The sequence below is a fragment of the Pseudomonas sp. NC02 genome, from assembly GCF_002874965.1.
GTDB lineage: Bacteria > Pseudomonadota > Gammaproteobacteria > Pseudomonadales > Pseudomonadaceae > Aquipseudomonas.
The window spans coordinates 3,236,279-3,262,665 of the sequence record NZ_CP025624.1 but is presented as its reverse complement, the minus strand read 5'-3'; the positions used below and the strand labels follow the sequence as shown (position 1 = coordinate 3,262,665).

Annotated in this window: 29 protein-coding genes; 15 read left to right on the top strand and 14 right to left on the bottom strand. The window is 59.7% G+C overall.

Features of this window, described 5'->3' with window-relative positions:
* Positions 1-96: 96 nt before the first annotated feature.
* Together hppD and C0058_RS15640 are read right to left on the bottom strand one after the other, a co-directional pair.
* Entirely contained in the window at positions 97-1,173 is a 1,077-nt protein-coding gene (gene hppD / locus C0058_RS15645) for a 4-hydroxyphenylpyruvate dioxygenase (RefSeq protein ID WP_003212566.1), read from the bottom strand.
* 249 nt (positions 1,174-1,422) lie between these two features.
* Entirely contained in the window at positions 1,423-2,346 is a 924-nt protein-coding gene (locus C0058_RS15640; RefSeq protein WP_102369019.1) for a DMT family transporter, read from the bottom strand.
* Positions 2,347-2,423: 77 nt separating this feature from the next.
* Between C0058_RS15640 and C0058_RS15635 the strand changes: the two genes are divergently transcribed.
* The 3 genes from C0058_RS15635 to C0058_RS15625 all read left to right on the top strand — a co-directional run bounded on the left by C0058_RS15635 (position 2,424) and on the right by C0058_RS15625 (position 5,527).
* Positions 2,424-3,296, top strand: coding sequence for a LysR family transcriptional regulator (locus tag C0058_RS15635; RefSeq protein ID WP_003212568.1), 873 nt, complete (start codon positions 2,424-2,426; stop codon positions 3,294-3,296).
* Positions 3,297-3,420: 124 nt separating this feature from the next.
* On the top strand, positions 3,421-4,965 hold the full coding sequence (locus C0058_RS15630; protein ID WP_102369018.1) for an EAL domain-containing protein: 1,545 nt from the start codon (positions 3,421-3,423) through the stop codon (positions 4,963-4,965).
* A 196-nt stretch (positions 4,966-5,161) separates the two neighbouring features.
* Positions 5,162-5,527 (top strand): histone-like nucleoid-structuring protein, MvaT/MvaU family, encoded by a 366-nt coding sequence (locus tag C0058_RS15625; protein ID WP_003212570.1) that lies wholly within the window; start codon positions 5,162-5,164, stop codon positions 5,525-5,527.
* A 170-nt stretch (positions 5,528-5,697) separates the two neighbouring features.
* Here the strand turns inward: C0058_RS15625 and C0058_RS15620 are convergent, their stop codons facing one another.
* Positions 5,698-6,234, bottom strand: a complete 537-nt coding sequence (locus C0058_RS15620; RefSeq protein ID WP_008432526.1) for a DUF4946 domain-containing protein — start codon at positions 6,232-6,234, stop codon at positions 5,698-5,700.
* 193 nt (positions 6,235-6,427) lie between these two features.
* On the opposite strand from C0058_RS15620, the gene gloA reads away from it, so the two are divergent.
* A complete protein-coding gene (gene gloA / locus C0058_RS15615; protein ID WP_008432524.1) occupies positions 6,428-6,949 on the top strand; it encodes a lactoylglutathione lyase in 522 nt (173 codons plus the stop codon).
* 63 nt (positions 6,950-7,012) lie between these two features.
* Here gloA and ahpF read toward each other — a convergent pair whose 3' ends face one another.
* The 3 genes from ahpF to C0058_RS15600 all read right to left on the bottom strand — a co-directional run bounded on the left by ahpF (position 7,013) and on the right by C0058_RS15600 (position 10,345).
* Positions 7,013-8,578, bottom strand: coding sequence for an alkyl hydroperoxide reductase subunit F (gene ahpF / locus C0058_RS15610; protein WP_003212573.1), 1,566 nt, complete (start codon positions 8,576-8,578; stop codon positions 7,013-7,015).
* 127 nt (positions 8,579-8,705) lie between these two features.
* On the bottom strand, positions 8,706-9,269 hold the full coding sequence (ahpC, locus tag C0058_RS15605; RefSeq protein WP_003173835.1) for an alkyl hydroperoxide reductase subunit C: 564 nt from the start codon (positions 9,267-9,269) through the stop codon (positions 8,706-8,708).
* Between the two features lie 149 nt (positions 9,270-9,418).
* A complete protein-coding gene (locus tag C0058_RS15600; protein WP_102369017.1) occupies positions 9,419-10,345 on the bottom strand; it encodes a site-specific integrase in 927 nt (308 codons plus the stop codon).
* 161 nt (positions 10,346-10,506) lie between these two features.
* On the opposite strand from C0058_RS15600, the gene C0058_RS15595 reads away from it, so the two are divergent.
* On the top strand, positions 10,507-11,514 hold the full coding sequence (locus tag C0058_RS15595; protein ID WP_102369016.1) for a DNA-binding protein: 1,008 nt from the start codon (positions 10,507-10,509) through the stop codon (positions 11,512-11,514).
* Here the strand turns inward: C0058_RS15595 and gorA are convergent, their stop codons facing one another.
* Both gorA and C0058_RS15585 read right to left on the bottom strand, forming a co-directional pair.
* On the bottom strand, positions 11,515-12,873 hold the full coding sequence (gene gorA, locus C0058_RS15590) for a glutathione-disulfide reductase (RefSeq protein ID WP_102369015.1): 1,359 nt from the start codon (positions 12,871-12,873) through the stop codon (positions 11,515-11,517).
* Positions 12,874-12,929: 56 nt separating this feature from the next.
* Positions 12,930-15,068 carry a TonB-dependent siderophore receptor gene (locus C0058_RS15585; RefSeq protein ID WP_102369014.1) on the bottom strand — a complete coding sequence of 713 codons (2,139 nt, stop codon included), beginning with the start codon at positions 15,066-15,068 and terminating at the stop codon, positions 12,930-12,932.
* Positions 15,069-15,201: 133 nt separating this feature from the next.
* On the opposite strand from C0058_RS15585, the gene C0058_RS15580 reads away from it, so the two are divergent.
* Positions 15,202-15,969 carry a helix-turn-helix domain-containing protein gene (locus tag C0058_RS15580; RefSeq protein ID WP_102369013.1) on the top strand — a complete coding sequence of 256 codons (768 nt, stop codon included), beginning with the start codon at positions 15,202-15,204 and terminating at the stop codon, positions 15,967-15,969.
* 55 nt (positions 15,970-16,024) lie between these two features.
* Here C0058_RS15580 and galU read toward each other — a convergent pair whose 3' ends face one another.
* Positions 16,025-16,864 (bottom strand): UTP--glucose-1-phosphate uridylyltransferase GalU, encoded by an 840-nt coding sequence (gene galU / locus C0058_RS15575; protein WP_003212579.1) that lies wholly within the window; start codon positions 16,862-16,864, stop codon positions 16,025-16,027.
* A 307-nt stretch (positions 16,865-17,171) separates the two neighbouring features.
* Between galU and C0058_RS15570 the strand changes: the two genes are divergently transcribed.
* On the top strand, positions 17,172-17,357 hold the full coding sequence (locus C0058_RS15570; protein ID WP_003212580.1) for a hypothetical protein: 186 nt from the start codon (positions 17,172-17,174) through the stop codon (positions 17,355-17,357).
* A gap of 144 nt (positions 17,358-17,501) precedes the next feature.
* Positions 17,502-17,786 (top strand): hypothetical protein, encoded by a 285-nt coding sequence (locus C0058_RS15565; protein WP_003212581.1) that lies wholly within the window; start codon positions 17,502-17,504, stop codon positions 17,784-17,786.
* Here the strand turns inward: C0058_RS15565 and C0058_RS15560 are convergent, their stop codons facing one another.
* From C0058_RS15560 to C0058_RS15545, 4 genes are all read right to left on the bottom strand, one after another.
* The gene (locus C0058_RS15560; protein ID WP_003212582.1) at positions 17,787-18,017 is read right to left on the bottom strand and encodes a hypothetical protein; all 231 of its coding nucleotides are present in this window, start codon (positions 18,015-18,017) and stop codon (positions 17,787-17,789) included.
* 63 nt (positions 18,018-18,080) lie between these two features.
* Entirely contained in the window at positions 18,081-19,004 is a 924-nt protein-coding gene (locus C0058_RS15555; RefSeq protein ID WP_003212583.1) for a c-type cytochrome, read from the bottom strand.
* Positions 19,001-19,651, bottom strand: coding sequence for a c-type cytochrome (locus tag C0058_RS15550; protein ID WP_102369012.1), 651 nt, complete (start codon positions 19,649-19,651; stop codon positions 19,001-19,003). Before C0058_RS15550 ends, C0058_RS15555 begins: the two co-directional genes overlap by 4 nt.
* Before the next feature lie 195 nt (positions 19,652-19,846).
* A complete protein-coding gene (locus C0058_RS15545) occupies positions 19,847-20,197 on the bottom strand; it encodes a hypothetical protein (RefSeq protein WP_003212585.1) in 351 nt (116 codons plus the stop codon).
* Between the two features lie 212 nt (positions 20,198-20,409).
* Here C0058_RS15545 and C0058_RS15540 point away from each other — a divergent pair, with 212 nt between their 5' ends.
* From C0058_RS15540 to ada, 5 genes are all read left to right on the top strand, one after another.
* Positions 20,410-20,712 carry a DUF1883 domain-containing protein gene (locus C0058_RS15540; protein ID WP_003212586.1) on the top strand — a complete coding sequence of 101 codons (303 nt, stop codon included), beginning with the start codon at positions 20,410-20,412 and terminating at the stop codon, positions 20,710-20,712.
* Positions 20,713-20,723: 11 nt separating this feature from the next.
* Complete coding sequence (locus tag C0058_RS32805) at positions 20,724-20,888, top strand: hypothetical protein (protein ID WP_166742130.1); 165 nt, start codon at positions 20,724-20,726, stop codon at positions 20,886-20,888.
* Between the two features lie 82 nt (positions 20,889-20,970).
* A complete protein-coding gene (locus tag C0058_RS15535) occupies positions 20,971-21,687 on the top strand; it encodes a 2OG-Fe(II) oxygenase (protein WP_008432503.1) in 717 nt (238 codons plus the stop codon).
* Positions 21,677-22,357: a DNA oxidative demethylase AlkB gene (alkB, locus tag C0058_RS15530; RefSeq protein WP_102369011.1), complete on the top strand. Its 681-nt coding sequence runs from the start codon at positions 21,677-21,679 to the stop codon at positions 22,355-22,357. Before C0058_RS15535 ends, alkB begins: the two co-directional genes overlap by 11 nt.
* Before the next feature lie 76 nt (positions 22,358-22,433).
* Positions 22,434-23,498 (top strand): bifunctional DNA-binding transcriptional regulator/O6-methylguanine-DNA methyltransferase Ada, encoded by a 1,065-nt coding sequence (ada, locus tag C0058_RS15525; RefSeq protein ID WP_008432501.1) that lies wholly within the window; start codon positions 22,434-22,436, stop codon positions 23,496-23,498.
* Between the two features lie 6 nt (positions 23,499-23,504).
* On the opposite strand, the gene C0058_RS15520 is transcribed toward ada, so the two are convergent.
* Complete coding sequence (locus C0058_RS15520; protein ID WP_102369010.1) at positions 23,505-24,089, bottom strand: ABATE domain-containing protein; 585 nt, start codon at positions 24,087-24,089, stop codon at positions 23,505-23,507.
* A 176-nt stretch (positions 24,090-24,265) separates the two neighbouring features.
* On the opposite strand from C0058_RS15520, the gene C0058_RS15515 reads away from it, so the two are divergent.
* Together C0058_RS15515 and C0058_RS15510 are read left to right on the top strand one after the other, a co-directional pair.
* On the top strand, positions 24,266-25,144 hold the full coding sequence (locus C0058_RS15515) for an alpha/beta fold hydrolase (protein ID WP_102369009.1): 879 nt from the start codon (positions 24,266-24,268) through the stop codon (positions 25,142-25,144).
* Positions 25,145-25,254: 110 nt separating this feature from the next.
* Positions 25,255-26,319 carry a nitronate monooxygenase family protein gene (locus C0058_RS15510; protein ID WP_102369008.1) on the top strand — a complete coding sequence of 355 codons (1,065 nt, stop codon included), beginning with the start codon at positions 25,255-25,257 and terminating at the stop codon, positions 26,317-26,319.
* Positions 26,320-26,387 lie beyond the last annotated feature (68 nt).

Sequence of the window (26,387 nt, the reverse complement as noted above, 5' to 3'; positions counted from 1 at the left end):
GCTAGCAACCGCCTGTGTCCCGATGTTTCTGCCGGGCAACAAAAAGCCCGGCCGGGTGCAATCCCGGTCGGGCTTTTTTGTGTGTCGCCCAGGCGATCAGTCAGCGGTCAACACACCACGACGCACTTGGTCGCGCTCGATGGATTCGAACAGTGCCTTGAAGTTGCCTTCACCAAAGCCGTCGTCACCCTTACGCTGGATGAACTCGAAGAACACCGGGCCCATCAGGGTTTCCGAGAAGATCTGCAGCAGCAGGCGCTTGTCCCCCGCCACTGACGAGCCGTCCAGCAGGATGCCCCGTGCCTGCAGTTGATCCACCGGCTCGCCGTGGTTCGGCAGGCGGCCTTCGAGCATCTCGTAGTAGGTGTCTGGCGGCGCGGTCATGAAGCGCATGCCGATCTTCTTCAACGCATCCCAGGTCTTGACCAGGTCATCGGTGAGGAAGGCAACGTGCTGGATGCCCTCGCCGTTGAACTGCATCAGGAACTCTTCGATCTGCCCGGCACCCTTGGACGATTCTTCGTTCAGCGGGATGCGGATCATGCCGTCCGGGGCGCTCATGGCCTTGGAGGTCAGGCCGGTGTATTCGCCCTTGATGTCGAAATAGCGCGCCTCACGGAAATTGAACAGCTTCTCGTAGAAGTTCGCCCAGTAGGCCATGCGGCCGCGGTACACGTTGTGGGTCAAGTGGTCGATGACCTTGAGGCCCGCGCCCACCGGGTTGCGCTCGACACCTTCGAGGTACACGAAGTCGATGTCATAGATCGAGCTGCCTTCACCAAAGCGGTCGATCAGGTACAGCGGCGCGCCGCCAATGCCCTTGATCGCCGGCAGGTTCAGCTCCATCGGGCCGGTTTCGATATGGATAGGCTGGGCGCCCAGTTCCAGGGCCCGGTTGTAGGCCTGTTGCGAGTCCTTGACGCGAAACGCCATGCCGCACACCGACGGGCCGTGCTCGGCCGCAAAGTAGGAGGCGATGCTGTTGGGTTCGTTGTTGAGGATCAGGTTGATCTCGCCCTGCCGGTAGAGGTGTACGTTCTTGGAACGGTGGGTCGCGACCTTGGTGAAGCCCATGATCTCGAAGATCGGCTCCAGGGTGCCCGGGGTTGGCGATGCGAATTCGATGAACTCAAAGCCCATCAGGCCCATTGGGTTTTCGTACAGGTCTGCCATTTTCGGTGCCTCATCATCATTCTTGTAATTAACAAATGTTTATTTGCGAGCAAGGATGAGGTCAGCGGGTGGCGCACAGGAGATACCCCGCACGCTGCGGGCGAGGAAGTCACCAAAGATGAGGGGGGACCCGAGTAGCTTCATGGTTACATCAGTCTCTGACGGGCGAGGCTTGCGTTAGCGCAAGTCCTTATTCTTGTATGCGTAAATCGATTCTACACAGCGTAAACAGATTTGTCCGTACTCTTATCAAATCCCCATTGCCCTGGCCCGCGCAAGGGGTTTGTTGCACAGATAGATGCCCAGCAGGATGACCGCCCCACCCAGCAGCATCGGCACGGTCAGTTGCTCGCCAAGCAGCAATGCGCCGCAGATCACTGCCGTGAGCGGATTGAGGGCGATAAATACACCCGCACGGGTGGCGCCGATGCGGCGCAGGCCATCGTAGTAGCCGATGTAGGCCAGTGCCGAGCCCAGCACGCCCAGGTACAGCAAACTCATCAGTTGGGGCAGATCAATCCGGCCCAATGCGGCCATCGTTAGCCGACCCGTCACCAGCGTGGTGATCGTCAGCATCAGCGTGCCCAGCAGGATCGACCAGGTCACGGTTTGCAACGGCCCCAGGCGCTGGTTCAGACCCCGGGAAAACAGCGAGTACACGCCCCACCCCACCACGCAGCCGAAAATCAGCAAGTCGCCGACCCACGCATCTGCCGTGCCCTGCAGCAACTGCGGGTTGCGACTGACGATCACCAGCCCTGCGCCACCCAGGCACAGCGCGATCCCCACCAGCTTGAAGCAGCCCAGGCGTTCCTTGAACAGCAGCCACGAGGCCAGGCCAATCACTGCCGGGTTCAGCGCCACGATCAACGACGCCCGGGACGCATTGATGTAATGCAGGCCGTAGAAAAAACACAGGTTGTAGAAAAAGATCCCGAAAAAGCCCAGCACCATCAATTGCACCCATTGCGCGGTGGTCGGACGCACCAGGCGAATACGCGCGGCGCCCAGGAAGGCCAGCAGCGCCAGGCTGGCCAGTGCAAAGCGCACGGTCGCCGCCAACAGTGGGTCCAGGCCTGCCGCCAGATAGCGCCCGGCAACGAAGGTGCCGCCCCAGATCATGGTCACGGCCGCCAGCTTCAGATATGTCAGACGGTCAGGGCTCGGGTTCATCAGATTTCTACTCACAAGACACGGGATTGGCTTATTGTTTGGCTAATCCCCGATCATCGTAAAATGAGTAAATACTCATGACCCTTACCCAACTGGAAATCTTTTCCCTGGTGGCCGAACTGCAAGGTTTCACCAGCGCCGCCAATCGCCTGGGCATCAGCCAATCGGCGGTGTCCCATGCGATCAAATCCCTGGAGCAGGAACTGGGTGTGGAGTTGATCCGACGTCATCAGTCCCAGGTCGAACTCAGCGATATCGGCCAACAACTGCTGTTGCGCGCCCGGGCCATGCTCGGGTTGGCCAACACGCTGCAACAGGAAGCCGCCGATGCCCGCGGGATGAAGCGCGGCACGCTGCGCATCGGCTCGTTCGGGCCGACCTCATCGATTCGCTTGTTGCCCGCGATCCTGCAGCATTTTCGCGAGCAGCATCCGGGCATCGAGGTGCATGTCGACGAAGGCCCCGATCGCCAGGTGACGCAGTGGCTGGAAGAGCGGCGCGTCGACGTTGGGTTTGTGGTGCTGCCTGAAGAGCGCTTCGATACGTTCCCGTTGATTGAGGACCAACTGGTCGCGCTGCTGCCCTTGGGGCATCACTTGGGCGCGCAGCCAAGTGTCAGCCTGAAAGCGCTGTGTGGTGAACCTTTTATCCTGACCCAGGCCGGTTCGGCCGAACTGGTCTCAAGGCTGTTCGTCGGTGCAGGGTTGCAGCCGGATGTGCGTTACCGCTGCTCACAGCTGCTCAGCACCCTGGACACCGTGCGCCGGGGCGACGGCGTGACCATTGTTGCCGAGTTGTCGCTGCCTGAATCCACGCAGGCGGATTACCTGATCAAACCGCTCAAGCCTGCCGTCAAACGCCAGGTGGGGCTGGCGGTACTGGACCGTCGGCAGTCCTCGCCGGCAACCCTGGCATTTATTCAACTGGCCACACGGTTGAAGCTTTATTGAACATGCACAGACGCCTGCCGCCATCTATCATGGCCAATACCGATACGCTTTGTTGGAAGGCCACCGAGGTTGTCCCGACCGCATTTGAGCGTCCTATTGCCCTCTCCCGCTACAGGCTGCGCAAATGCCACTGACCGTCAAAGGCCCCCGAAAGGCCTCTACTCGCCATCTGATCACCCTGCTCAGTGGCGCGCTGCCCATTTTGCTGGGTGTGCTTATCCTGTATTGGCAAGCCGGGCGCACCCTCGAGCACAGCACCGCGCAAACCGCCCAGGAGGCCGTGCGCCAGTTTGACCTGATGCTCGACAACACCGCCCTCGCCGCCCAGGACCTGCTGCCACTGGCCGGCCATGAATGTGATAACCCGACTCAACTGAAGCTGCGGGAACAGGTCACCCGCCGGCCGTTCGTGCGCGCCACCACCTTGTCCTGGCAGCGCAACATCTATTGCAGCTCGTTGTTTGGTGGCAACTACCAGTCACCGGTCAACCCTGAGGACTACGTCGGCGGTCGTCTCTGGCTGATGAAAGGCAACCCGGTGACACCCGACACCGCATTGCTGGTGTATCGCCTCACCGAGGGAGACCGGGGGGCCTTCGCCTCCATTGATGGCTACCACTTGACCAACGCGTTGCGCCTGATCAGCCGATATACCGACCTGGTGTTGCAGGTGGGGCCTAACTGGCTGGCGGCGGATGGCAAGGTGCACAGCACAGCGCTGCCGACATTTTCCGTCGCGCATCATCATCTCGACTCCACGCGGTATACCTACAGCGTGGAAGCCGGGATGCCGGAGGGTGAAACCTGGCGCTACATGCGGGCGCGGTATCCCGCGCTGTTCGTTCTGGTGGTGTTTTTCGGCGTGCTGGCAGGCATCCTCGCCCACTGGCTGCAAAAGCGCTCATCGGCACCGACCCTGGAACTGCAACGGGCCCTGGGCGCCAATGAATTTGTGCCCTATTACCAGCCAGTGGTGCGTGGCGACAACATCCGGCAGTGGGCCGGCTGTGAAGTGCTGATGCGCTGGAATCATCCCAGGGAAGGTCTGGTGCGCCCGGACCTGTTCATTCCCCTGGCCGAACATTCGGGCCTGATCGTACCGATGACCCGCGCCCTGATGCGCCAGACCGCCGCACAGTTGGCGCCCCACACCGCGCAGTTTGCCGACAATTTTCACGTGGGCATCAACATTACCGCTCGCCATTGTCACGACCTGGAGCTGGTGGAGGACTGCCGGGAGTTCCTCGCTGCCTTCCCGCCGGGCAAGGTGATCCTGGTCCTGGAGTTGACCGAGCGCGAGTTGATCGAACCCACGGATATCACCCGCCAGCTGTTCCAGGCGCTGCATGAAATGGGGGTAATGATCGCGATCGACGACTTTGGCACCGGCCACTCCAGCCTGGGTTATTTGCGCAACTTCAATGTCGATTACTTGAAGATAGATCAAAGCTTCGTGGCAATGATCGGTGTTGATGCACTCTCGCGGCATATACTCGACAGCATCATTGAACTGTCTGCCAAGCTGGACCTGGGCATCGTTGCCGAAGGCGTCGAAACACAAGAACAATGCGACTATCTGGCGGCCCAAGGCGTTGATTTCTTGCAAGGCTACCTGTTTGGCAAGCCTGTACCTTGCGACGAGTTCATTAGATTCCTGAACAGCCATTGAATAGCCAGCCACTTCAACGGAAATATTGTTATTTATACAAAAGACATGATTTACTCATGACTGATTAACTACTACAATTTTTCCTGCCTGTGCTGAATTGGCAGGAAGGCCACTTTCATTGAGTCGCCTTAAGGCTCTTGGCTTATCGCTTTGTTTGCAGTAGATATCAGCCAAATACACTATTGGAGTATAGATTTTGTCCAGACTCGCCGAATTTCGCGCAGCAGAAAAAGCCCTTCAAGAGCAGCTTGCCCAGCTGGAATCCCTGAAGAACGATGCTGGTTTGAAGAAAGAAATCGAATTCGAAGAAAAGCTGCAAGGGCTGATGAAGACCTACGGCAAAAGCCTGCGCGACATCATCTCCATCCTGGATCCTAACCCGGGCAAGTCCGGCGCTTCCGTCGCTGCCGCACCCAAACAGCGCCGTGCCCGCGTCGTCAAGGTTTACCACAACCCGCACACGGGTGAACTGATCGAAACCAAGGGCGGCAACCATCGCGGCCTGAAGGCGTGGAAAGAACAGTACGGCGCAGCCACTGTAGACTCCTGGCTTCGCGGCTAATGCTTTGCGGCTAGTACAAACGCACTAAGAAAAGCCCTGCACATGCAGGGCTTTTTTGTTTACAGGCATCGATAGTGAAACAAATCAGGACGCTGGCACTTTCAAAAGCGAACTTTAAAAAACATTTCACTTTGTTCAAATCGACTTATTTGTCGCGATGCCTACAACGCTCAAAGTTTAAGGCTGTCACGCACCGAACTGACTTCATCCTTGCTTGATTCGTAAGCGTCGGCCTGGCCTGCGTATGAAAAAACATAGGCCTTATCGGTATCGACAGCCCCCACCAACGTTTGCGACAGCACATGCCGACCGTTCTCGGTGATTACACAGGTAGTTTCCAATGCCTCAAGCCGGCTCAATGTTGTGGGGTGCATCTTGGTGCACACACTTTGATAACCACCCTGGGCAAAGTCCTTCTGGATGGATTTGCGCATTTCCAGCAGCACGCCTTGCAGGTTGACCGTATGCCCCGCTTCGATTGGCGTGCCCGTCAACTCCATGACCATCAAGGTCGCGCCATTCTCATCATTCTTTATGGCCCGCTGGCGGGACACCGCCGACGGTTGCGCCGGGGCCTGGTCGTCGGGCGCCACTTCCTCTACCTGCCAGCCGCTGGGCCAATGAATTTCCGGGTCAGCCGCCCATGCAGCGGTGCTGCCCAGCAACAGGCCCAGGGTACTCAACAACGGTGCGCGAAATCCGGTCATTACGAAAAACACTCAAGGTTCAAGCGACAAAGTTTGGGCCCCTGCACCCGCTGGCCGCAAGGGTTGCGTGACCTTTTTCATTTGGCGCAACCGGCAGGGCTGCGTATCATGGACCGGCTGCACGGATGCCAGCCGCAAGCCAAGGGATGCTCCAACCGGAGCCACGTTTGCCCCATTTTTCTCTGGAGGGCCCATGAGCCTGCACGAACTGAACACTTTCCCGGGCGTCACCGCCCAGCCTGACGCCGCCACCACGAACTTCGTATTCAACCACACCATGCTGCGGGTCAAGGACATCACCAAGTCGCTGGATTTCTACACCCGCGTACTGGGTTTTTCCCTGGTTGAAAAACGTGACTTCCCGGAAGCCGAATTCAGCCTGTACTTCCTGGCCCTGGTCGACAAGGCCCAGATCCCGGCCGACGCTGCCGCCCGCACCCAGTGGATGAAGTCGATCCCGGGCATCCTCGAACTGACCCACAACCACGGCACCGAAAACGACGCGGACTTTGCCTACCACAACGGCAACACCGACCCGCGTGGCTTTGGCCATATCTGCATCTCGGTGCCGGACATCGTTGCTGCCTGCGCGCGCTTTGAAGAACTGGGCTGCGACTTCCAGAAGCGCCTGAGTGACGGCCGCATGAAAAGCCTGGCCTTCGTGAAAGACCCGGATGCGTACTGGGTTGAAATCATTCAGCCAACGCCGCTGTAAGGTTCCGCCGGCAATAAAAAACCCCATGATCACTCATGGGGTTTTTCATTTCCGGGCCGGAATTTACGCCGGGGCGGAAGTGCGGATCAGGTGATCGAAAGCACTCAGGGAAGCCTTGGCGCCCTCGCCTACTGCAATCACGATCTGCTTGTACGGCACAGTCGTTACGTCGCCGGCGGCAAAAACGCCTGGCAGCGAAGTCTCACCACGTGCATCGACGATGATCTCGCCACGTGGAGTCAACTCCACAGTGCCTTTGAGCCAGTCGGTGTTGGGCAGCAAACCGATCTGTACAAAGATGCCTTCCAGGTCGATAGTCTTGAACTCGCCACTGTCGCGATCCTTGTAGGCCAGGCCGGTAACTTTCTGGCCATCCCCCTTGACCTCACTGGTCAGCGCGCTGGTAATCACGTCAACGTTCGGCAGGCTGTACAGCTTGCGCTGCAACACGGCGTCGGCGCGCAACTTGCTGTCAAACTCAAGCAAGGTCACGTGGCTGACGATACCGGCCAGGTCGATGGCTGCTTCAACGCCGGAGTTACCGCCGCCGATCACCGCCACGCGCTTGCCCTTGAACAGCGGGCCGTCGCAGTGCGGGCAGAAGCACACGCCCTTGGCCTTGTATTCCTGCTCACCCGGTACACCCATTTCGCGCCAGCGGGCACCGGTGGCCAGGATCACGGTCTTGGACTTGAGGGTCGCACCGCTTTCGAAACGGATTTCGTGCAGCTCACCGTTGTTTTTCGCCGGGATCAGCGCAGTAGCACGCTGCAGGTTCATGATGTCCACGTCGTACTGACGCACGTGGGCCTCCAGGGCGCTGGCGAGTTTCGGCCCTTCGGTTTCCTGTACCGAGATAAAGTTCTCGATCGACATGGTGTCCAGCACCTGCCCGCCGAAGCGCTCGGCTGCAACACCGGTACGGATGCCTTTACGTGCAGCGTAGATAGCCGCTGCCGAACCCGCTGGGCCACCGCCGACGACAAGTACGTCGAACGCATCTTTGGCGCTGATTTTCTCGGCGGCTTTTTCGATACCGCTGGTGTCGAGCTTGGCGAGGATTTCTTCCAGGCCCATGCGGCCCTGGCCGAAGTTCACACCATTCAAGTAAACGCTGGGCACGGCCATGATCTGACGATCATCGACTTCTGCCTGGAACAGCGCACCGTCGATGGCGACGTGGCGGATGTTCGGGTTCAATACTGCCATCAGGTTCAGCGCCTGGACCACGTCCGGGCAGTTCTGGCACGACAGCGAGAAGTAAGTCTCGAAGCTGAACTCGCCTTTAAGGGCGCGAATCTGTTCAATCACTTCGACACTGGCCTTCGAGGGGTGGCCGCCGACTTGCAGCAGCGCCAACACCAGCGAAGTGAATTCATGGCCCATTGGGATGCCGGCAAAACGCAGGCTGATATCGGCACCCGGGCGGTTGATGGAGAACGATGGCTTGCGCGCATCATTGCCATCGCTTTTCAGGGTAATCAGCGTCGAAAGGCTGGCTACATCCTGCAAGAGGGCAAGCATTTCCTGGGATTTCGCACCGTCATCGAGGGAGGCGACGATCTCGATCGGCTGGGTGACCCGTTCCAGGTATGACTTCAACTGAGCTTTAAGATTGGCGTCCAACATACGGGCGATTTCCTATTAATTCGGTTTATTGCAGACAAAAAAACGCCCGAGCGAATCTCGCCCGGGCGTTTCGAGGGCGGATGCAGCTTACTTAGGTGCGGTAACCCGCCCTTGGCATTTCACAGACTTAGATCTTGCCGACCAGGTCCAGGGACGGAGCCAGGGTGGCCTCGCCTTCTTTCCACTTGGCTGGGCAGACTTCGCCCGGGTGAGCAGCAACGTACTGGGCCGCCTTGATTTTGCGCAGCAGCTCGGAAGCGTCACGGCCAACGCCGCCATCGTTCAGTTCAACGATTTTGATCTGGCCTTCAGGGTTGATCACGAAGGTGCCACGGTCTGCCAGGCCAGCTTCTTCGATCAGCACGTCGAAGTTGCGGGAGATGGTCAGGGTCGGGTCGCCGATCATGGTGTACTGGATTTTGCCAATGGCTGGCGAGGTGTTGTGCCAGGCAGCGTGGGCAAAGTGGGTGTCGGTGGAAACGCTGTAGATTTCGACGCCCAGTTTCTGGAATTCGGCGTAGTTGTCAGCCAGGTCTTCCAGTTCGGTTGGGCAGACGAAGGTGAAGTCGGCTGGGTAGAAGAAGACGACAGACCATTTGCCTTTCAGGTCAGCATCAGTCACGTCTACGAAGTTGCCGTTTTTGTAGGCGGTAGCTTTGAACGGTTTTACTTGGCTGTTGATGATAGGCATCGTTGACTCTCCGTCAGGTTTGTAGAAGGGCTTAGTAAGTTGATGAGGTGAATCCTACCCACTCTCCTGGCCGATGGCTCATTGGCAAACCTGATGCTGACGATTGGTTTTCACTATCAAGAGACTGTATTAATAGAAGAAACCTTGAATCACTCGAGGGATGCCCGGGTCATGCCGAGAAAGGGCGTCGCTTCAACATAGCGCATGGCCGATTTCATGTCTTTCCAGCCGACGTAAGTCATCAACGACTTCAAGTCCCAGCCACTGCGATGAGCCCAGGTAGCGAAGCCCCGGCGCAGGGAGTGGCTGGTGTACTGATCGGCCGCAATCCCGGCGCGCTCCAGCGCCTGGCGCAATAGCGGGATCACGCTGTTGGCGTGCAAGCCCTCCTCGCCCAGGTTGCCCCAGCGATCAATGCCGCGAAACACCGGGCCGCGCACCAGCGCTGAAGCGCTGAGCCATTCGCTGTAGGCCTGCACCGGGCACAGCCGCAGCAGCGCCGGCGTCTGGTAGGTGCGGCCGATATTTTCCCGATCACTTTTGCTGCGCGGTAGATACAGGGTGATGCCCGAACCGGGCACCGCCTGCACGTGCTCGATATTCAGCCGGCACAACTCATCGCTGCGAAAGCCACGCCAGAAACCCAGCAGGATCAACGCTGCGTCACGCTTGGCCCGCAGCCATCGGGGATGGTCTTCTGCGCCTCGGGCGTCGTGGCCTTCCTGTTCGAGGAACTGGATGACCTGCTCCAGGTGCTGCAGCTGTAATGGCTCCGCCTGTTTTTCCTGAGCCGGGTGCAGGGCGCGAATGCCTTTCAGGACTTTGCGCACCACTGGCGCCTTGGTCGGATCAGGAAACCCCTGGCTGGTGTGCCACTGGGCCAGCGCCGATAACCGCAGCTTCAACGTGTTGACCGACAGCACGCCCGCATGCGCCACCAGATAGCGCGCCACGCTGTCGCTGGTCGCCGGCAGGAATCCACCCCAATTCACCTCGAAATGCTCGATTGCCGCTCGATAGCTGCGGCGGGTGTTATCGCGGGTGGCCGCATTCAGATAACGGTCCAGCTCACTCATGCCTGTACTGCCATTGGCTGTTGTCCATTTCAAAACCTGTATCACACGGGATAATACGCCAATATCCCATCTGATAAATCATCAATTTCGACTTTAAAATAATCGTGATATAGTACGTATATACATACTACGTACCACAGTACTAAATCGACGGAGACTCCATGGCTCGCGGCGGCATCAATAAAGCAGTAGTTCAAACGGCACGCCTGGCGATCCTTGCCCGTGGCGAAAACCCGAGCATCGATGCAGTACGCATCGAGATGGGCAATACCGGCTCGAAAACCACGATTCATCGCTATCTGAAGGAGCTGGACGAAAGCGAAACCCGCCAGACCATCACCGAAGCGCCCATTGACGACGAACTGGGTGAACTGGTGGCGCGACTGGCCCAGCGCCTGAAGGAGAAGGCCCAGGAGCCTATCGACCTGGCCCTGGCGCAGTTCCAGCAACAGAAAACCGCCCTGCTCGCCCAGGTTGAGGAGCTGGAAGCGGCCCACTCCCAGCTCAAGCAGCAGTTCGATATCCAGTCCGCCGCCCTGGCCGATGAAAGCGCGGCCTTGCAAAGCACTCGCTCCAGCCTGCAAACCGAGCAAACCCGCAACGCCGGGCTGAGCCAGGCGTGCAGCGATTACGAGTTGCGGATCAACGACAAGGACGAGCAGATTCGCTCACTGGAAGAAAAGCACCTGCATGCCCGGGACGCCCTGGAGCATTACCGCAATGCGATCAAGGACCAGCGTGAGCAGGAACAGCGTCGCCATGAAGGCCAGTTGCAGCAGGTCCAGGCAGAGCTGCGCCAGGCCCAGCAGAGCGCGATGGTGCGCCAGGATGAAATCACTCAGTTGCACCGCGATAATGAGCGCCTGCTGATCGAGCATCGGGTGACCGTGAAGGAATTGAGCGCACTGCAGGAACAGGCTCGCCAGGACCGTGAACAGCAGCGCCAATTAAGCGAACAAGTGAGTGTGATCGACAGCGAGCGCACCCTGCTGCAGGAGCGCTTGCGGGTTGCCCAACTGGAGAATCAGGCGCGCCAGGAAACGCTGGCCGAGCATCAGAAGGCCAACAAAACCCTGGAACTGGACCTGGTCAAGGCCCAGGCCAGTATTGATGCGCTGCGCCTGGCAGCCGTCGTTGCGACGGTGCCGGAAGCAACTACCGAGGGCTGATTACTGCGCCACTGGCGTGCGCATGGTGACGAATTCTTCCGCCGCTGTTGGGTGCACGCCGATGGTTTCATCGAAATGCTGCTTGGTCGCGCCCGCCTTGAGCGCGATCGCCAGGCCCTGCACGATCTCGCCAGCGTCGGGGCCGACCATGTGGCAACCCAGGACCTTGTCGGTCTCGGCGTCGACCACCAGCTTCATCAGGGTCTTTTCCTGGCAGTCGGTCAGGGTCAGTTTCATCGGCCGGAAGCGGCTTTCGAACACCTGCACCTTGTGCCCGTCTTCACGGGCCTGCTCTTCGCTGAGGCCCACGGTGCCGATATTCGGCAGGCTGAACACCGCCGTCGGGATCATCGCGTAGTCCACCGGACGATATTGCTCAGGCTTGAACAAGCGACGTGCCACGGCCATGCCTTCAGCCAGGGCCACTGGCGTCAGTTGCACGCGGCCGATCACATCACCAATCGCCAGGATCGACGGTTCGGCGGTCTGGTACAGCTCATCCACTTCGACAAAGCCGCGCTTGTCCAACTTGACGCCAGTGTTTTCCAGCCCCAGGTTATCGAGCATCGGGCGTCGGCCAGTGGCGTAGAACACGCAATCGGCTTCCAGCACGCGGCCATCTTTCAAGGTGGCCTTGAGGCTGCCATCGGCCTGCTTGTCGATACGCTCGATGTCGGCGTTGAACTGCAGGTCCAGGCCACGCTTGGTCAGCTCCTCCTTCAAGTGCGTACGCACCGAGCCGTCAAAACCGCGCAGGAACAGGTCGCCGCGATACAGCAGCGAAGTCTGTGCGCCCAGGCCATGGAAAATCCCGGCGAACTCGACGGCGATATAGCCACCGCCGACTACCAGCACACGCTTGGGCAGCTCCTTGAGGAAAAACGCCTCATTGGAGCCAATGGCGTGCTCGCGCCCCGGGATGTCCGGGATCTGCGGCCAGCCACCGGTGGCTACCAGAATGTGTTTGGCGGTAAAACGCTCGCCGTTGATTTCTACCTGGTGCGGGTCCACCAGCCGCGCATGCCCTTCGTGCAGGGTCACGCCGCTGTTGACCAGCAGGTTGCGGTAGATGCCATTGAGACGGTTGATTTCACGATCCTTGTTGGCGATCAGGGTCGCCCAATCGAAATTCGCCTCACCCAGGGACCAGCCAAAACCGCTGGCCTGCTCGAAGTCTTCGGCGAAATGCGCGCCGTATACCAACAGCTTCTTCGGCACGCAGCCCACATTCACGCAGGTACCGCCCAGGTAGCGGCTTTCAGCCACTGCCACTTTGGCGCCAAAACCCGCAGCGAATCGTGCAGCGCGCACACCGCCGGAACCGGCACCAATTACATAAAGGTCAAAATCGTAGGCCATTTCACTCTCCTCGGCAGGACAACAGCATACCTGCTGCCGCGCCAGAGGTCAGCGCCTTACCAGCGATACGTCGCGCTGGCCTGCAACGAACGGGTTGCGCCCCAGTAGCAAAGGAAACCGTTGCTGCAGTAGGCCAGGTATTCCTTGTTGAACAGGTTGCTGGCGTTGAGGGCCAGGCGCCAGTTCTGCACGTCATAGTGCGCCGCGGCATCAAACAGCGTGCGCGATGACACCTCCAGCGTGTTGTCGGCGCTGCCGTAGCTCGGCCCGAAATAGCGCGCACCCGCCGCGAAACCGACGCCCTGCAGCGGGCCGTCGTGGAAGGTGTAGTCCGCCCACAGCGAGGCACTCTTGCCCGGGATGCCGGTCGGGTGTTCGCCCTGGTCGCCGTCATTGGATTTGAGGATGCGCTGGTCCATCCAGGTGTAAAAACCGATCAGGCTGAGGTTCGAGGTGACCTCGGCATGGGCTTCCAGCTCGATGCCGCGGGAGCGGATTTCGCCTTTCTGGGTGGCAAAATTGGGGTCGACATCGTCGGTGGTCAGGACGTTTTGCTGACGCAGGTCGAACACTGCCGCGCTGTACAGGCTGCGGGAGCCCACAGGCTGGTATTTAACGCCGGCTTCGTACTGCTTGCCGGTGGTCGGCACAAATGTCGCGCCCAGCCGGTCAGTGCCCAGTTGCGGCTGGAACGATTCGCTGTAGCTGACATACGGCGCAACGCCGTTATCAAACACGTAGCTCAGGCCCGAACGCCAGGTGAGTTTCTCGTCGTGCTGGCGCGTGTTGCTCAGGTTGGCGCCGGTCAACGCGCTGTCCTGATTGTCGTAGGTACGCGCCCAGTCTTGCCGCACACCGATCAGCCAGCGCCAATGGTCGAAGCTGAGCTGGTCCTGCAGGTACACGCCAAACTGGCTCTGGGTGGTGTATTGGTTGATGGACACCGGCACCCTCGGCAAGGCGCTGAAGTCGGGGTTGTAGATATTGATCGCACTCGGGAAATACTGAGCGCCCCGGTTGATGGTCTGCAACAGCCGCTGGAAGTCCGCCCCCATCAGCACAGTGTGCTTGACCGGGCCGGTGCTGAAGTCGGACTGCAACTGGTTATCAAGGGCGAACTGGCCAAGGTGCTCATGATTGACGTTGGCCCACAGCGGCGCGGTGGCAAGGTTGGCGTCCAGCGGCCCGGTGAGGGAAGTCTGGTAGTAGTCGACGTCATCATGCATATAGCGCAGGTGCTGGCGAAAGCTCCAGGTGTCGTTGAACCGGTGGCTGAACGCGTAGCCCAGGGAAAACTGATTGCGCTTGAAGCGATCGCGGTCCGGGTCGCCCAGGTAATCATCGGGGCGCAAGCGCCCATTCGGGTTGTGCAGCGCGGTGCCATACGCGGGTACCGGGTTGAACAGCCCACCTTCCGGGTCGTATTGATAGTTGGCCAGCAGGGTCAGGCTGGTGTCGTCGTCGATGTTCCAGGTGATGGCCGGCGCGATGGCGATGCGCTGGTCCTTGATGTGATCGGTCTGGGTATCGGCCATGCGGCCCAGCCCGGTCAGCCGATAGGTCACATCGCCCTGCTCGTCCAGGCGCCCGCCAAAATCGAAGCCGGCCTGATAGCGGTTGTCATTGCCCACGCTCATTTGCAACACGTGCAGTGGCTCATCCGTCGGCCGCTTGCTCTGCATGTCCACCAGGCCGCCCGGCCCGCTCTGGCCGTACAGCACGGAAGCTGGCCCGCGCAGCACGTCGATGCGCTCCAGAAACCAAGGGTCGACCCGAGGCGTAGCGAACCAGGTCGTGCGATTGAGCTTGAGCCCGTCGAGGTAGGAGTCGGCATCGAAGCCGCGAATGCTCAACTGGTCAAACCGCAGGTCGTTATCCTGGGAGTAAACCCCTGGTGTGTAGCGCAATGCCTGGTCGACGGTTTGCGCCGCCTGGTCATCCATCTGCTGGCGGCTGACCACCGAGATCGATTGCGGCGTCTCCACGATCGGCGCGCCGGTTTTGGTGCCCACGGTGGTGTTGCGCGCCACATAGCCTGGCACCACGCCGTCTGCCGGCTCGGCCTCGGCGGCTGTCACCGCGGTGTCCTTCAACACGATGGGCGCGTCATCGGCCCACACAACAGGAGCAAGCGCCAACACCACCAGCGCCAGCCTGGAAAGGTAAAACGGAGGAGAAGACAACGCACCGGACATGACGATTCCTTGAAAAGTCTTTTTGTTAATCGTTCTTATTTAATATTGAATCGCGTTAAAGATCCGGTCATTCTTCTACGCGCACGGGTCAATTAATGACCGTTCCAACCTACATCTCAGGAATCATTCTTGATTGGACAACATCTGGCGTAAACGCTTTGGGGCGCCCGCTCGCAGCACCAGCGAGGAATTACGGGTTCGGGCCCATGACTATGTCGATGGCGCACGAGAGATTTGGCACAGCCATGAATATGGCCAACTGGTGCACGCCACCCAAGGCGTGATCCGGGTGTTGACCCGCATGGGCGCCTGGACCGTCCCGCCGGCATACGGCTTTTGGATTGCGCCGGGTGTCGACCATGAATTGCACATGGTCGGTGAGGTTGCGATGCGCGCACTGTACGTGGAAAGCGATCAATTACCCACGGCGTGGCAATCCTGCCGATTGATCAGGGTAGAGCCGCTGCTGCGGGAGCTGATTCTGGGCATGCTCGCACCCGACGCCCACACTGCCCTGCTCACGCCATTGCTGCTGCACCAGTTGATATCCGCGACTCAAACCGAAGGCTGCAGCCTGCCATTGCCCCGGGACAAACGCGTGCTCAGTGTGTGTGAAATGCTTCTGGAAGACCCGGCGAACCCGGCCACCCTGGAAGACTGGAGTGAATCCATCGGCGCCAGCGTGCGCACCCTGCGCCGGCGGTTTCGGGATGAAACCGGGCTGAGCTTCAACCAATGGCGCCAGCAGCTACGGATTGCCGAAGCCGTTTGCCAGTTAGCCCAAGGCCGACCATTGGGGGCTATTGCACGGGACATGGGCTATGCCAACGGCAATGCGTTTGGTGCAATGTTCAAGCGGGTACTGGGCGAAGCCCCCAGCCGCTATTTGGGCAAGGCATAAAAAAACCTGCGGTCTTTCGACTCGCAGGCTTTTTCAACGGGCTGGCAACGATGAATCAGTAAGCCTTGCCAGTCTTGTAGAAGTGCTCGTAGCAGAAGTTGGTCGCTTCGATGTAGCCTTCAGCGCCACCGCAGTCAAAACGACGACCCTTGAACTTGTAGGCAATCACGCAACCGTCTTTTGCCTGCTTCAGCAGGGCGTCGGTGATCTGGATCTCGCCACCCTTGCCTGGCTCGGTTTCTTCGATCAGCTTGAAGATGTCAGGGGTCAGGATGTAGCGGCCGATGATCGCCAGGTTCGACGGAGCATCTTCCGGCGCTGGCTTTTCAACCATGTCGCGTACGCGGATCAGGCCATCACCGATATCGTCGCCGGCAATCACGCCGTACTTGTTGGTTTCCTGAGGATCGACCTCTTGAACCGCGACGATGGTGCAACGGTACTTCTGGTACAGCTTGACCATCTGGGTCAGGACGCCGTCGCCTTCCAGGTTTACACACAGGTCATCGGCCAGTACAACGGCGAACGGTTCGTCACCGATCAGCGGACGACCGGTCAGGATCGCGTGCCCCAGGCCTTTCATTTGGGTCTGGCGGGTGTAGGAGAACGAGCACTCGTCGAGCAGCTTACGGATGCCGACCAGGTATTTTTCCTTGTCGGTGCCCTTGATCTGGTTTTCCAGCTCGTAGCTGATGTCGAAGTGGTCTTCCAGGGCGCGTTTGCCACGGCCGGTCACGATCGAGATTTCGTTCAGGCCGGCATCCAGTGCTTCTTCCACGCCATACTGGATCAGTGGCTTGTTCACCACCGGCAGCATTTCTTTGGGCATGGCCTTGGTCGCTGGCAGGAAGCGAGTGCCGTAACCGGCTGCTGGGAACAAGCATTTCTTGATCATATGAGTCCTTACAAAGGGCTGTGCGTACGAAATTCGGCGCAGTCTAATCAGGCCGCAGTCACCTTACAATGGGTCCTGCTGGCGTTGCGATGTCAACATAGAGAAAAAATGTCGGCGTAAGTTCCGCCGGCATTCAATCAAGTACCTTCGCCGCTGTTAGAAATCGTCGGCTTGTGCCCGTCATTCAAAGGGCTCCAACCTTTTTAGCATGCTTTATCGCGATCGGCACTGACCTGCAACAACTTGCGCCGCCCCACGCCGTTTGGCGCTATCATTACGCCCTTGAACCAGACAACGAGATTGATAGATGTCAGAACCAAAAGGCGTGAACGGCTACCTGATCACCAAGCGAGCGGACGGCTGGCACTTGATCAACTTCCATGGCGACAGCGTTGCCGGCGCATTCGCTACCGAAGCTCAAGCCTGTGCCGTGGCCGAAGTGTTTGTGGATGAGGCCGGCCACGCGTCGAGCAAGCGTCCGAAAACCAAGTAACACCGCGGTAACGCCAATCAAGCCTCGTTTGACGGGGCTTTTTTGTGTTTGTCTGTACGTTGATGGCGGTTCGCTATAATCTCGCCTGTAACGCCCCACGACAGTGTCAGCGCTCCCCTCCAACACCCTGATGACGACTCCTACATGAACAAGATCCTGGCACTGATTGCGGTACTGGCGCTTACCGGTGGCTGCACCACCACTTCCGACACGGTCCTGAAGAACGGCGAACAAGGACTGGCCATCGACTGCTCCGGCGAAGCCAACTCCTGGGCCAGCTGTTATGAAAAGGCTGATGCGTCCTGCGCGGGCACCGGCTACCGGATTGTCGGCACCGAAGGCACACCGGCCCTGAAAGAAAGCGACAAGACCCTGGGCAAGGATGTCGGCAACTACAAGACCCGCAGCGTGACGGTGGTCTGCAAATAATTACATGTGAATTTCGGCGAACTTGATGCCCAGGCCGCGAATGGTCTCGATCAAGTCGTCCAGGCGGGAGAAGGATTCGACTTCATCCTGGTCATCCACCAGGAAGTAACTGCGACCGCCGCTCTTCTTGAAGAACACGATCCACTCGCCCGTATCCGCGGGATTTTGAATCACATGGGTCGCAGAAATATGCCCCCCTGCATGCTGTTCCCTGACTTGCTCACGTTTCATGACTGAGTTTCCGAAAAGACAATGCCGCTGATTCAGCGGCATTTTTTATGGGTTATCGACAGTTTAACGGATGCCTTGGCCAATCAGTACGCCATCGACCGTCTGCCCGTAAAGATTGACGCCGTCATTGGCGTGGAACTTCACCCGGGTTTTCTCCACGGAGCCGTCCACCAGGCGCGGGTCCTGAGGACGCTCGTGACGGTTGACGTAGGCCGCCACGTCCCAGGCTTGCTGGTCGGTCAGGCTGCCGCCCTGGCCCAGGGGCATGTTGTGCTTGATGAAGGACGCTGCCGTATTGATTCGATGCATCCCGGCGCCCCAGTTGTAGGAGTCTTTACCCCAGAGCGGCGGCATCACGTAGTTGTCGCCCACTTTCTGGCCCTGGCCTTCGGCGCCATGGCACACCGCGCACTGGCCCTTGTAGACCTCTGCGCCCTGGGCCAGGTCGTAACCCTTGGCGGGTGCCGGCACGTCCGGGTAGCCACGGCCCGGCAGTTCGACGCCCAAGGGAGCCTTGCTCGCCAGCCAGTAGGCATACACCGACAGCGCGGTAATCTCCGGGCTGTCTGCAGCCGGTGGCGTGCCGCCATTCATGCTGAACTGGAAACAGCCCTGCAAACGCTCGGCGAAGGTGTTGACCTTGTCGTTCTTTTTTCGATACGCCGGGTACATCGGGTAGGCACCCCACAGCGGCGCCGAATTGGCCAGGCGACCCTGGTCCAGGTGGCAATTGCTGCAATTGAGGCCATTACCGACAAATTGCGGCGCCAGGCGCTTGGTGTCGACAAACAGCGCGTAGCCCTGTTTCACCAGCTTGCCGTAGGCGTTGTCCGGCAGCTCGCTTTCTTTGGGCGGCTGGAACTGCACGGCAGCCCCATGAGCGCCGGCTGGCTGCAACTGTGACTGGTCTTCCATGGCAATAGGGGCGGCATGGACGGGTACGCCGATCAGGCTTCCCAGCAGCGGAGCAAACAAGAAGCGCTTCATGGCTTGGCCTCCTGGCCGCTCAACGAGGCAAAATAGGTGGCCACGGCCTGCACTTCTTCAGCGCTGAGGGATTTGGCGATATGGCCCATCAGAGCATTCGGATCGTTATGGCGCGTGCCGCTGCGCCAGGCGTTCAACTGCGCCGCGAGGTAGGCCGCAGATTGTCCGGCCAGGGGTGGAAACCCGTCGCCGACGCCCACGCCGGCGGGGCCATGACAGCTGACACAGGCCGGAATCTGGCGCTCCCACGCACCTTGCAGGGCAATCTTTTGCGCAGCGTCAGTAGGCATCTCGCTGCGGTGCACCGGCACAGGTGCGGGCGCAGGCATTGCCGCCAGCTGCCGGGTTACAGCGCTGACTTCCTCTTCCGTGAGGGCGTTGGCCAGTGGCTGCATCACCGGGCTGTTCCGGGCGCCACTTTTAAAATCGTGCAGTTGCTTACGCAAATACCCCGCCGATAAACCGGCCAAACGCGGAAAACCCGCGGCTGCCAGCCCCAGGCCATCAGCCCCGTGGCAGGCCACGCACGGCGCAGCTCCCGGCTGCGAGCCGCCCTGCATATAAACGTTTTTCCCCTCCAGCGCGTGGGCATTGCCCAACATCAGCAACAACGCGCTACCCATCAGAACTCGTTCCAGAGACATCATCACGACTCCATTTTTATAGTTATATGCTTAGGCGAATTAGGCATAAGCCTACAAATGGTAGGGCAATGGCCCGGTCGCGACAACACTCATCCGCGAGCAAAAGGACGGTGTACTGAACATCGCGCACAAAAAAGCCCGACGCTGCGGCAGCAGGGTCGAGCTTCTTGATCGGATTCGAGGTGGGCGGCTACAGACTCAGCCGGAAATGCACGCTTCCCCCGCAGCCTTCACGTCACCTGGACGAATAGGCACATTGGACATGCTCTCGTAGAGCTTGATACTGCTCCCGCTGGAGCGCTCTTCAATTTCAAAAATGGCCGACGGGTCGGCAGAAAACTTCTGCGGTACGATAACTTGAACACCATCCTTGTGAGGCTCGATCTGCGAAGGCCTGCGGGTTTTAGACAATTTCTGGACAACGCACGCCGCGTATTCCTGTGGTTTTTTCCCGGAGATCACTGCCAGCGTTGGTGGGGTCTGCTTGATATCCGCCACCGAAGCACATCCACCCAACGCCAGGGCCAGAACCAACACACTCCACTTCATATAAAAACCTCCGATAAAGACCCTACGACAGCGAAGAAGGTATTTTTCTCCCGCCCACGTAGGATTTATCCCTGATAACTCGGTAAATAACTGTTTTAAATTGTCGAAGTCGTCGACGACGGTCCGATAATAAACGTGCTGGGGCTGATAAACTCCATCTTAACCTACGTATCGTTCTGATTTTTCAGAAAAAGCCCTTCTGGAGACACCTTATGAAATTCATCCACCAGCGTGAGCACCTCAATGAAGGAGATATTGTCGTCATTGAATGCTCGCAAACCTGCAACATCCGCCTGATGAGCGATGCCAACTTTCGCAGCTTCAAGAACGGCGGCCGCCATACTTACCACGGCGGCGCGTTCGACAAGTTCCCGGCAAAAATCACTGCGCCCAGCACCGGGTTCTGGAACATCACCCTGGACGTCGTGACCCGCCGCGCCATCAGCGTGACCAAAAAGCCGACGTTGTCCCACAAGATCCGCATTGTGCGCCGCACCAATTCGAAACTGAGCTGACAGGAATGCCCGTGACTACCACCAAATATGTGATCAAGTACAAACTCAACGGTGAGCGCCGCTTCGAGTTCGCCCAACTGCAAGCAGGCAGCGTGGAGGAAGCCAAGGAAGCCCTGGCGAAAATCCACGATGCCAGCGATGAGATTACCGACATCAATGTGAGCAAGGCGCTGTAATTCGAGCGCAAGTATCGGAGTGTTCTGACCCTGACGACTTTCTAGACTGGCAGCCCTAATGCGCTGCCACAGGAACTTGTCGATGCCTTCCACTCCACTGCATGAACGCCTGGCCAAGCTGGACTGGGCCGCCATCGAGCAAGCCCTTGATGAACAGGGTAACGCACTGATTCCAGCCCTGCTGGATCAGCAGGAATGCGCTGAACTGAGCGGCCACTACCCCCGACCCGAACTGTTTCGCTCCCATGTGATGATGGCCAGGCACGGCTTTGGCCGCGGCGAATACAAATATTTCCGCTACCCGCTGCCAGCGCCGATCTGCGCGCTGCGTGAACAGCTGTATGGGTTCCTGGCGCCCCAGGCCAATCGCTGGAACGAACAGATGAACCTGCCGATCACCTATCCGGCGCACCATGCCGACTTCATTGCCCGCTGCCACGCTGCCGGGCAGCAACGCCCTACCCCGTTATTGCTGCAATACGGCCCAGGCGACTACAACTGCCTGCATCAGGATCTGTACGGGGAACATGTGTTTCCCCTACAAGTAGCCATCCTGTTGTCGCAGCCGGGAGAGGACTTTCGTGGCGGGGAGTTGGTGCTGACGGAGCAGCGGCCAAGAATGCAATCCCGGGCTCAGGTCGTCCCTCTTAACCAGGGTGACGCGGTAATCTTCGCGGTCAATCAGCGACCCATGCCGAGTGTGAGGGGGTTTCATCGGGTGACCTTGCGCCATGGGGTCAGTGTTCTGCACAGTGGTACCCGGCATACCTTGGGAGTGATTTTTCACGATGCGCAGTAAGACCCTTCCCGGATCAACCGCCGATTTGTTCGCCGATGAGGCGCTGCAACAGCCCCCGGGGCGCGAGCAAATCGGTGAACAATCCTACGTCCTCAGGGGCTATGCCCTGCCCTGGCTCGAGCGTTTGCTACCGGAACTGCGACGGGTATTGGCTCAATCGCCCTTCCGGCAAATGGTCACGCCCGGTGGTTTTACCATGTCGGCGGCGTTAAGCAGTTGCGGTGAATTGGGCTGGACGACCGACTCCACCGGTTATCGCTACTCCCCGATTGACCCGAATAACCAACAACCCTGGCCAGCCCTGCCGGCCGCATTGCGCGAACTGGCCATGATGGCCGCAGCAGATGCAGGTTTCGACGATTTCGAGCCGGATGCCTGTCTGATCAACCGCTATGTGCCAGGCGCGAAAATGTCCCTGCACCAGGACAAGAACGAGCGGCGCTATGCGGCCCCGGTGGTCTCCGTGTCATTGGGTTTACCGGCGATCTTCCTGTTCGGCGGCCATGAGCGCAGCGACAAGACGCAAAAAGTCTCGCTGTTCCATGGCGACGTAGTGGTATGGGGCGGCGTGGACCGCCTGCGCTTTCACGGCGTGATGCCGATCAAGCCCGGCACGCATCCGGTCATGGGGCCGCAGCGCATCAACCTGACGTTTCGCACGGCCGGATGAATTTGACCGCAAGCATCGGAGTGATGGGAATGCCCCACGGGACTAACCTGGCATTCTTCAACCAGGAGCCACCACCATGACCGCGCGCCACGCCACCGAACAAGACCCGCGCTGGGCCGCGATTGTCGCCCGTGACGCCAAGGCCGACTTGACCTTCGTCTATGGTGTGAAAACCACCGGTGTGTACTGCCGCCCCAGCAGTTCCGCACGGCGCCCGCGCCCGGAGAACGTCGAGTTCTTCGACACCCCGCAACAGGCTGAAGCGGCGGGCTACCGGCCCAACAAGCGCGCGTCGGGGGACCAGACCCAGGTGGCCGCACGCCATGCGCAACTGGTGGCAGCGGCCTGTCGGCACATCGAACAGGCCGAAACCCTGCCGCCCCTTGAAGATCTGGCCGCCCTTGCCGGCTTGAGCCCGTTCCATTTTCATCGGGTGTTCAAGGCGGTGACCGGCCTGACGCCAAAGCGTTACGGCAGCGCTCATCGCTCGCGCAAGGTGCGCGACGGCCTCAAGGACCAGCACTCGGTGACCGATGCGCTGTACGACGCCGGCTTCAATTCCAACAGCCGCTTTTATGAGGCTGCCGACCAATTGCTCGGCATGAAGCCCCGCGACTACAAAGCCGGCGGCACCAACACGGATATTCGCTTTGCCGTTGGCCAATGTTCGTTGGGCGCCATTCTGGTGGCCCAGAGCAATCGCGGTGTGTGCGCGATCCTGCTGGGGGATGACCCGGACAAACTGGTGCGCGACCTGCAGGACCAGTTTCCCCGCGCCAATCTGCTGGGTGCCGATCACGACTTTGAACAATTGATCGCCCAGGTGGTGGGCTTCATCGAAGCGCCGGCCCTGGGCCTGGACTTGCCCCTGGACTTGCGCGGCACTGCGTTTCAGGAACGCGTGTGGCAAGCCTTGCGGGAAATCCCGGTGGGGTGCACCGCCAGCTACGCCGAGATCGCCCAGCGCATCGGCGCGCCGACCGCCTATCGCGCCGTGGCCCAGGCGTGTGGTGCCAACAGCCTGGCGGTGGCGATTCCCTGCCATCGCGTGGTGCGCGCCGACGGCAATCTGTCGGGCTACCGCTGGGGTGTCGAGCGCAAGCGGCAGTTGCTGGAGCGCGAAAGCCCGGCAGAATCCTGAGGACGTCTACACCAGTTTGCGCTTGCGAAACTCGGCCACCTTATGCCGATTGCCACACAGCGCCATGCTGCACCAGCGGCGCTTGTGGCCCTTGGTGCGGTCGTAGAACCACAGCACGCACTCGGGATGTTCGCAGGTGCGGACCAGGCCGAAATCCCCTTCCACCAGTAACGTCGCGGCGACTTCGGCAATCGGCGCCAGGAACTGCTCGGCAGTCTGCACCTTGCGCTGGCGCTCCAGCCGCAACTCGCCAGGCGCCGGCCAAGCCAGTTGCGGGTGACTGACCGCCTTGCGCAGGAACGCATTCAGCGCGCCGGGATCGCCCTGCTGGCCGGCCTTGCGCTGTTCCAGTAACACGCGGATCACTTCCCGCAATCCCCGCGCCGCGCCCAGCAGTGCCCCCTCCTCGAATACCGGTACTGCGCCCTCCTCGGCCCAGCCAAGCCGCACCAGCCAGCGCTCGACATCGGCATCGCCTTGCCAGAATTCAAAGGGCACACCGTCGACATTCGCCCGGGTATTGAGCATGTCCAGCACGGGATGATCAGCCAGAACGTAGGGTTCCAACGGGGATGGGGTGATGGCGGGCATGGCAAATCCTCTTCAAGTCCGCGCCATCGTAACCGCTGATTTCGCTTTTGAATAGTTACTAAATTCGCCGATCCGTAACCCATTAAATTAATTTGACAGGTTACATTTTCAAGCGCAGCCTGCAAAACCAGTAACCCAACAAATCAATTTAACCAGTTACAAAGAGGACTACTATCATGTCGATTTCAGCCCCGGTTGTTCGCTATCAGCACGTTGATGCCGATGGTGTGCGCATTTTCTACCGTGAAGCCGGCGACCCCTCCGCGCCGGTGTTGTTGCTGCTGCATGGCTTTCCCAGTTCGTCCCATATGTACCGTGACCTGATCCCGCTGCTTGCCACCCGTTACCGGATCATCGCCCCGGACTTGCCAGGCTTCGGCTTCACCGAAGTCCCCGCCGAACGCAATTACCACTACAGCTTCGATAACCTGGCGGTTACCGTCGGCCACTTCGTCGACGCCCTGAACCTCAGTCGCTATGCCCTCTATGTGTTCGACTATGGCGCACCGGTGGGCCTGCGCCTCGCCGTGGCCCACCCGGAACGGGTCAGCGCGCTGATATCGCAAAACGGCAATGCCTACCTGGAAGGTTTGGGTGACGCCTGGGATCCGATCCGGGCCTACTGGGCCGAGCCAAGCCAGGCCAATCGCGAGGTGATTCGCAACGCGGTCATCAGCCTGGAAGGCACGCGCTATCAGTACCTGCATGGCGTGTCGCAACCGGAGCTGGTGGCGCCGGAGTCCTACATGCTCGACGTGCTCCTGATGCAGCGTCCCGGCAATGACGAGATCCAGTTGGACCTGTTCCTCGACTACCGCAACAACCTGACGCTGTACCCGGCGTTCCAGGCGTTTTTCAAGGCCACGCAAGTGCCGGCGCTGGTGATCTGGGGCCAGAACGATCCCTTCTTCATCCCGCCGGGCGCCCATGCCTACAAAGGCGACAACCCCAATGCCGTGGTGGAATCACTCGACACCGGCCACTTCGCCCTGGAAACCCACGCCGCGCATATTGCCCAGCGGATTCATGCAGTACTGGGTGACGCCATCAACTGATAACCGCCCATGAAACACTGGATTCGTCCAGTGAATAATACAGACTGGCCTGGTGCTGCCTGGCCCTGCTAAAACGACGGAACAGCATTCCACCGTTGGAGAAGCGTCCCATGAGCACCTGGCCAGACACCCGAATTCTTGACCTGCTGGGCATCGAGTTACCGATCATTCAGGCGCCCATGGCCAATGCCACGAGCACGGCCATGGTGATTGCGGCCAATCAGGCCGGCGCCCTCGGTTCAATGCCGGCGGCGGCGCTCAGCATCGAGCAACTGCGCGAAGCACTCACCACGATTCGCCAAGCCAGTTCGCGGCCGCTGAACGTAAATTTCTTCTGCCATCAGCCACCGACGCCGGATGCTCACCGCGACCTTCAGTGGAAGAACCTGCTGGAAACCTACTACCGCGAGCTGGGCGCCGATTTTGACGCGCCGACGCCCGTCTCCAACCGCGCACCGTTCAACAACGCCGCCTGTGAAGTGGTGGAAGAGTTCCGCCCGGAAGTGGTGAGCTTTCACTTCGGCCTGCCGGAAAAATCCCTGCTGGACCGGGTCAAGGCCACCGGGGCGAAAGTGCTGTCGTCGGCTACCACCGTCGAAGAAGCCATCTGGCTGGAACAGCACGGCTGCGATGCAATCATCGCCATGGGCAGCGAAGCCGGTGGCCATCGCGGGATGTTCCTCAGCGACGACCTGAATAGCCAGATCGGCACCATGGCGCTGGTGCCACAGGTTGTCGATGCCGTGCGCGTGCCGGTGATTGCGGCCGGCGGCATCGGGGATGCCAGGGGCATTGTCGCGGCCTTCGCCCTTGGCGCGTCAGCGGTGCAGATTGGCACCGCGTACCTGTTTACCCCCGAGGCCACCGTCTCGAAGTCACACCACCACGCCTTGCGCACTGCCCAGGCCAGTGAAACCGCGCTGACCAACCTGTTCACCGGGCGCCCGGCGCGGGGCATCATCAACCGCGTAATGCGTGAGTTGGGCGCGATCAACCCCACGGCGCCGGCGTTCCCGCTGTCCGGCGGTGCGTTGATGCCGCTCAAGGCCAAGGACGAAGCCGGCTTCAGCAACTTGTGGTCGGGCCAGGCGCTGCGCCTCGGCAAAGACATCTCCAGCTATGACCTGACGCTGCAACTGGCCGCGCAAACCCTGGAAAAACTCGGCCGACGCTGAACCTGAACTCCCGGGACAACTTTGCGCTGTACCGGCAGTGGCCAACCGCTATATATTCCCATACATAG

Excerpts from the sequence above, each read along its gene's own strand:
- hppD (WP_003212566.1), bottom strand. The coding sequence starts at position 1,173 with ATGGCAGACCTGTACGAAAACCCAATGGGCCTGATGGGCTTTGAGTTC.
- C0058_RS15640 (WP_102369019.1), bottom strand. The coding sequence starts at position 2,346 with ATGAACCCGAGCCCTGACCGTCTGACATATCTGAAGCTGGCGGCCGTG.
- C0058_RS15635 (WP_003212568.1), top strand. The coding sequence starts at position 2,424 with ATGACCCTTACCCAACTGGAAATCTTTTCCCTGGTGGCCGAACTGCAA.
- C0058_RS15630 (WP_102369018.1), top strand. The coding sequence starts at position 3,421 with ATGCCACTGACCGTCAAAGGCCCCCGAAAGGCCTCTACTCGCCATCTG.
- C0058_RS15620 (WP_008432526.1), bottom strand. The coding sequence starts at position 6,234 with ATGACCGGATTTCGCGCACCGTTGTTGAGTACCCTGGGCCTGTTGCTG.
- gloA (WP_008432524.1), top strand. The coding sequence starts at position 6,428 with ATGAGCCTGCACGAACTGAACACTTTCCCGGGCGTCACCGCCCAGCCT.
- ahpF (WP_003212573.1), bottom strand. The coding sequence starts at position 8,578 with ATGTTGGACGCCAATCTTAAAGCTCAGTTGAAGTCATACCTGGAACGG.
- ahpC (WP_003173835.1), bottom strand. The coding sequence starts at position 9,269 with ATGCCTATCATCAACAGCCAAGTAAAACCGTTCAAAGCTACCGCCTAC.
- C0058_RS15600 (WP_102369017.1), bottom strand. The coding sequence starts at position 10,345 with ATGAGTGAGCTGGACCGTTATCTGAATGCGGCCACCCGCGATAACACC.
- C0058_RS15595 (WP_102369016.1), top strand. The coding sequence starts at position 10,507 with ATGGCTCGCGGCGGCATCAATAAAGCAGTAGTTCAAACGGCACGCCTG.
- gorA (WP_102369015.1), bottom strand. The coding sequence starts at position 12,873 with ATGGCCTACGATTTTGACCTTTATGTAATTGGTGCCGGTTCCGGCGGT.
- C0058_RS15585 (WP_102369014.1), bottom strand. The coding sequence starts at position 15,068 with ATGTCCGGTGCGTTGTCTTCTCCTCCGTTTTACCTTTCCAGGCTGGCG.
- galU (WP_003212579.1), bottom strand. The coding sequence starts at position 16,864 with ATGATCAAGAAATGCTTGTTCCCAGCAGCCGGTTACGGCACTCGCTTC.
- C0058_RS15570 (WP_003212580.1), top strand. The coding sequence starts at position 17,172 with ATGTCAGAACCAAAAGGCGTGAACGGCTACCTGATCACCAAGCGAGCG.
- C0058_RS15565 (WP_003212581.1), top strand. The coding sequence starts at position 17,502 with ATGAACAAGATCCTGGCACTGATTGCGGTACTGGCGCTTACCGGTGGC.
- C0058_RS15560 (WP_003212582.1), bottom strand. The coding sequence starts at position 18,017 with ATGAAACGTGAGCAAGTCAGGGAACAGCATGCAGGGGGGCATATTTCT.
- C0058_RS15555 (WP_003212583.1), bottom strand. The coding sequence starts at position 19,004 with ATGAAGCGCTTCTTGTTTGCTCCGCTGCTGGGAAGCCTGATCGGCGTA.
- C0058_RS15550 (WP_102369012.1), bottom strand. The coding sequence starts at position 19,651 with ATGATGTCTCTGGAACGAGTTCTGATGGGTAGCGCGTTGTTGCTGATG.
- C0058_RS15545 (WP_003212585.1), bottom strand. The coding sequence starts at position 20,197 with ATGAAGTGGAGTGTGTTGGTTCTGGCCCTGGCGTTGGGTGGATGTGCT.
- C0058_RS15540 (WP_003212586.1), top strand. The coding sequence starts at position 20,410 with ATGAAATTCATCCACCAGCGTGAGCACCTCAATGAAGGAGATATTGTC.
- C0058_RS15535 (WP_008432503.1), top strand. The coding sequence starts at position 20,971 with ATGCCTTCCACTCCACTGCATGAACGCCTGGCCAAGCTGGACTGGGCC.
- alkB (WP_102369011.1), top strand. The coding sequence starts at position 21,677 with ATGCGCAGTAAGACCCTTCCCGGATCAACCGCCGATTTGTTCGCCGAT.
- ada (WP_008432501.1), top strand. The coding sequence starts at position 22,434 with ATGACCGCGCGCCACGCCACCGAACAAGACCCGCGCTGGGCCGCGATT.
- C0058_RS15520 (WP_102369010.1), bottom strand. The coding sequence starts at position 24,089 with ATGCCCGCCATCACCCCATCCCCGTTGGAACCCTACGTTCTGGCTGAT.
- C0058_RS15515 (WP_102369009.1), top strand. The coding sequence starts at position 24,266 with ATGTCGATTTCAGCCCCGGTTGTTCGCTATCAGCACGTTGATGCCGAT.
- C0058_RS15510 (WP_102369008.1), top strand. The coding sequence starts at position 25,255 with ATGAGCACCTGGCCAGACACCCGAATTCTTGACCTGCTGGGCATCGAG.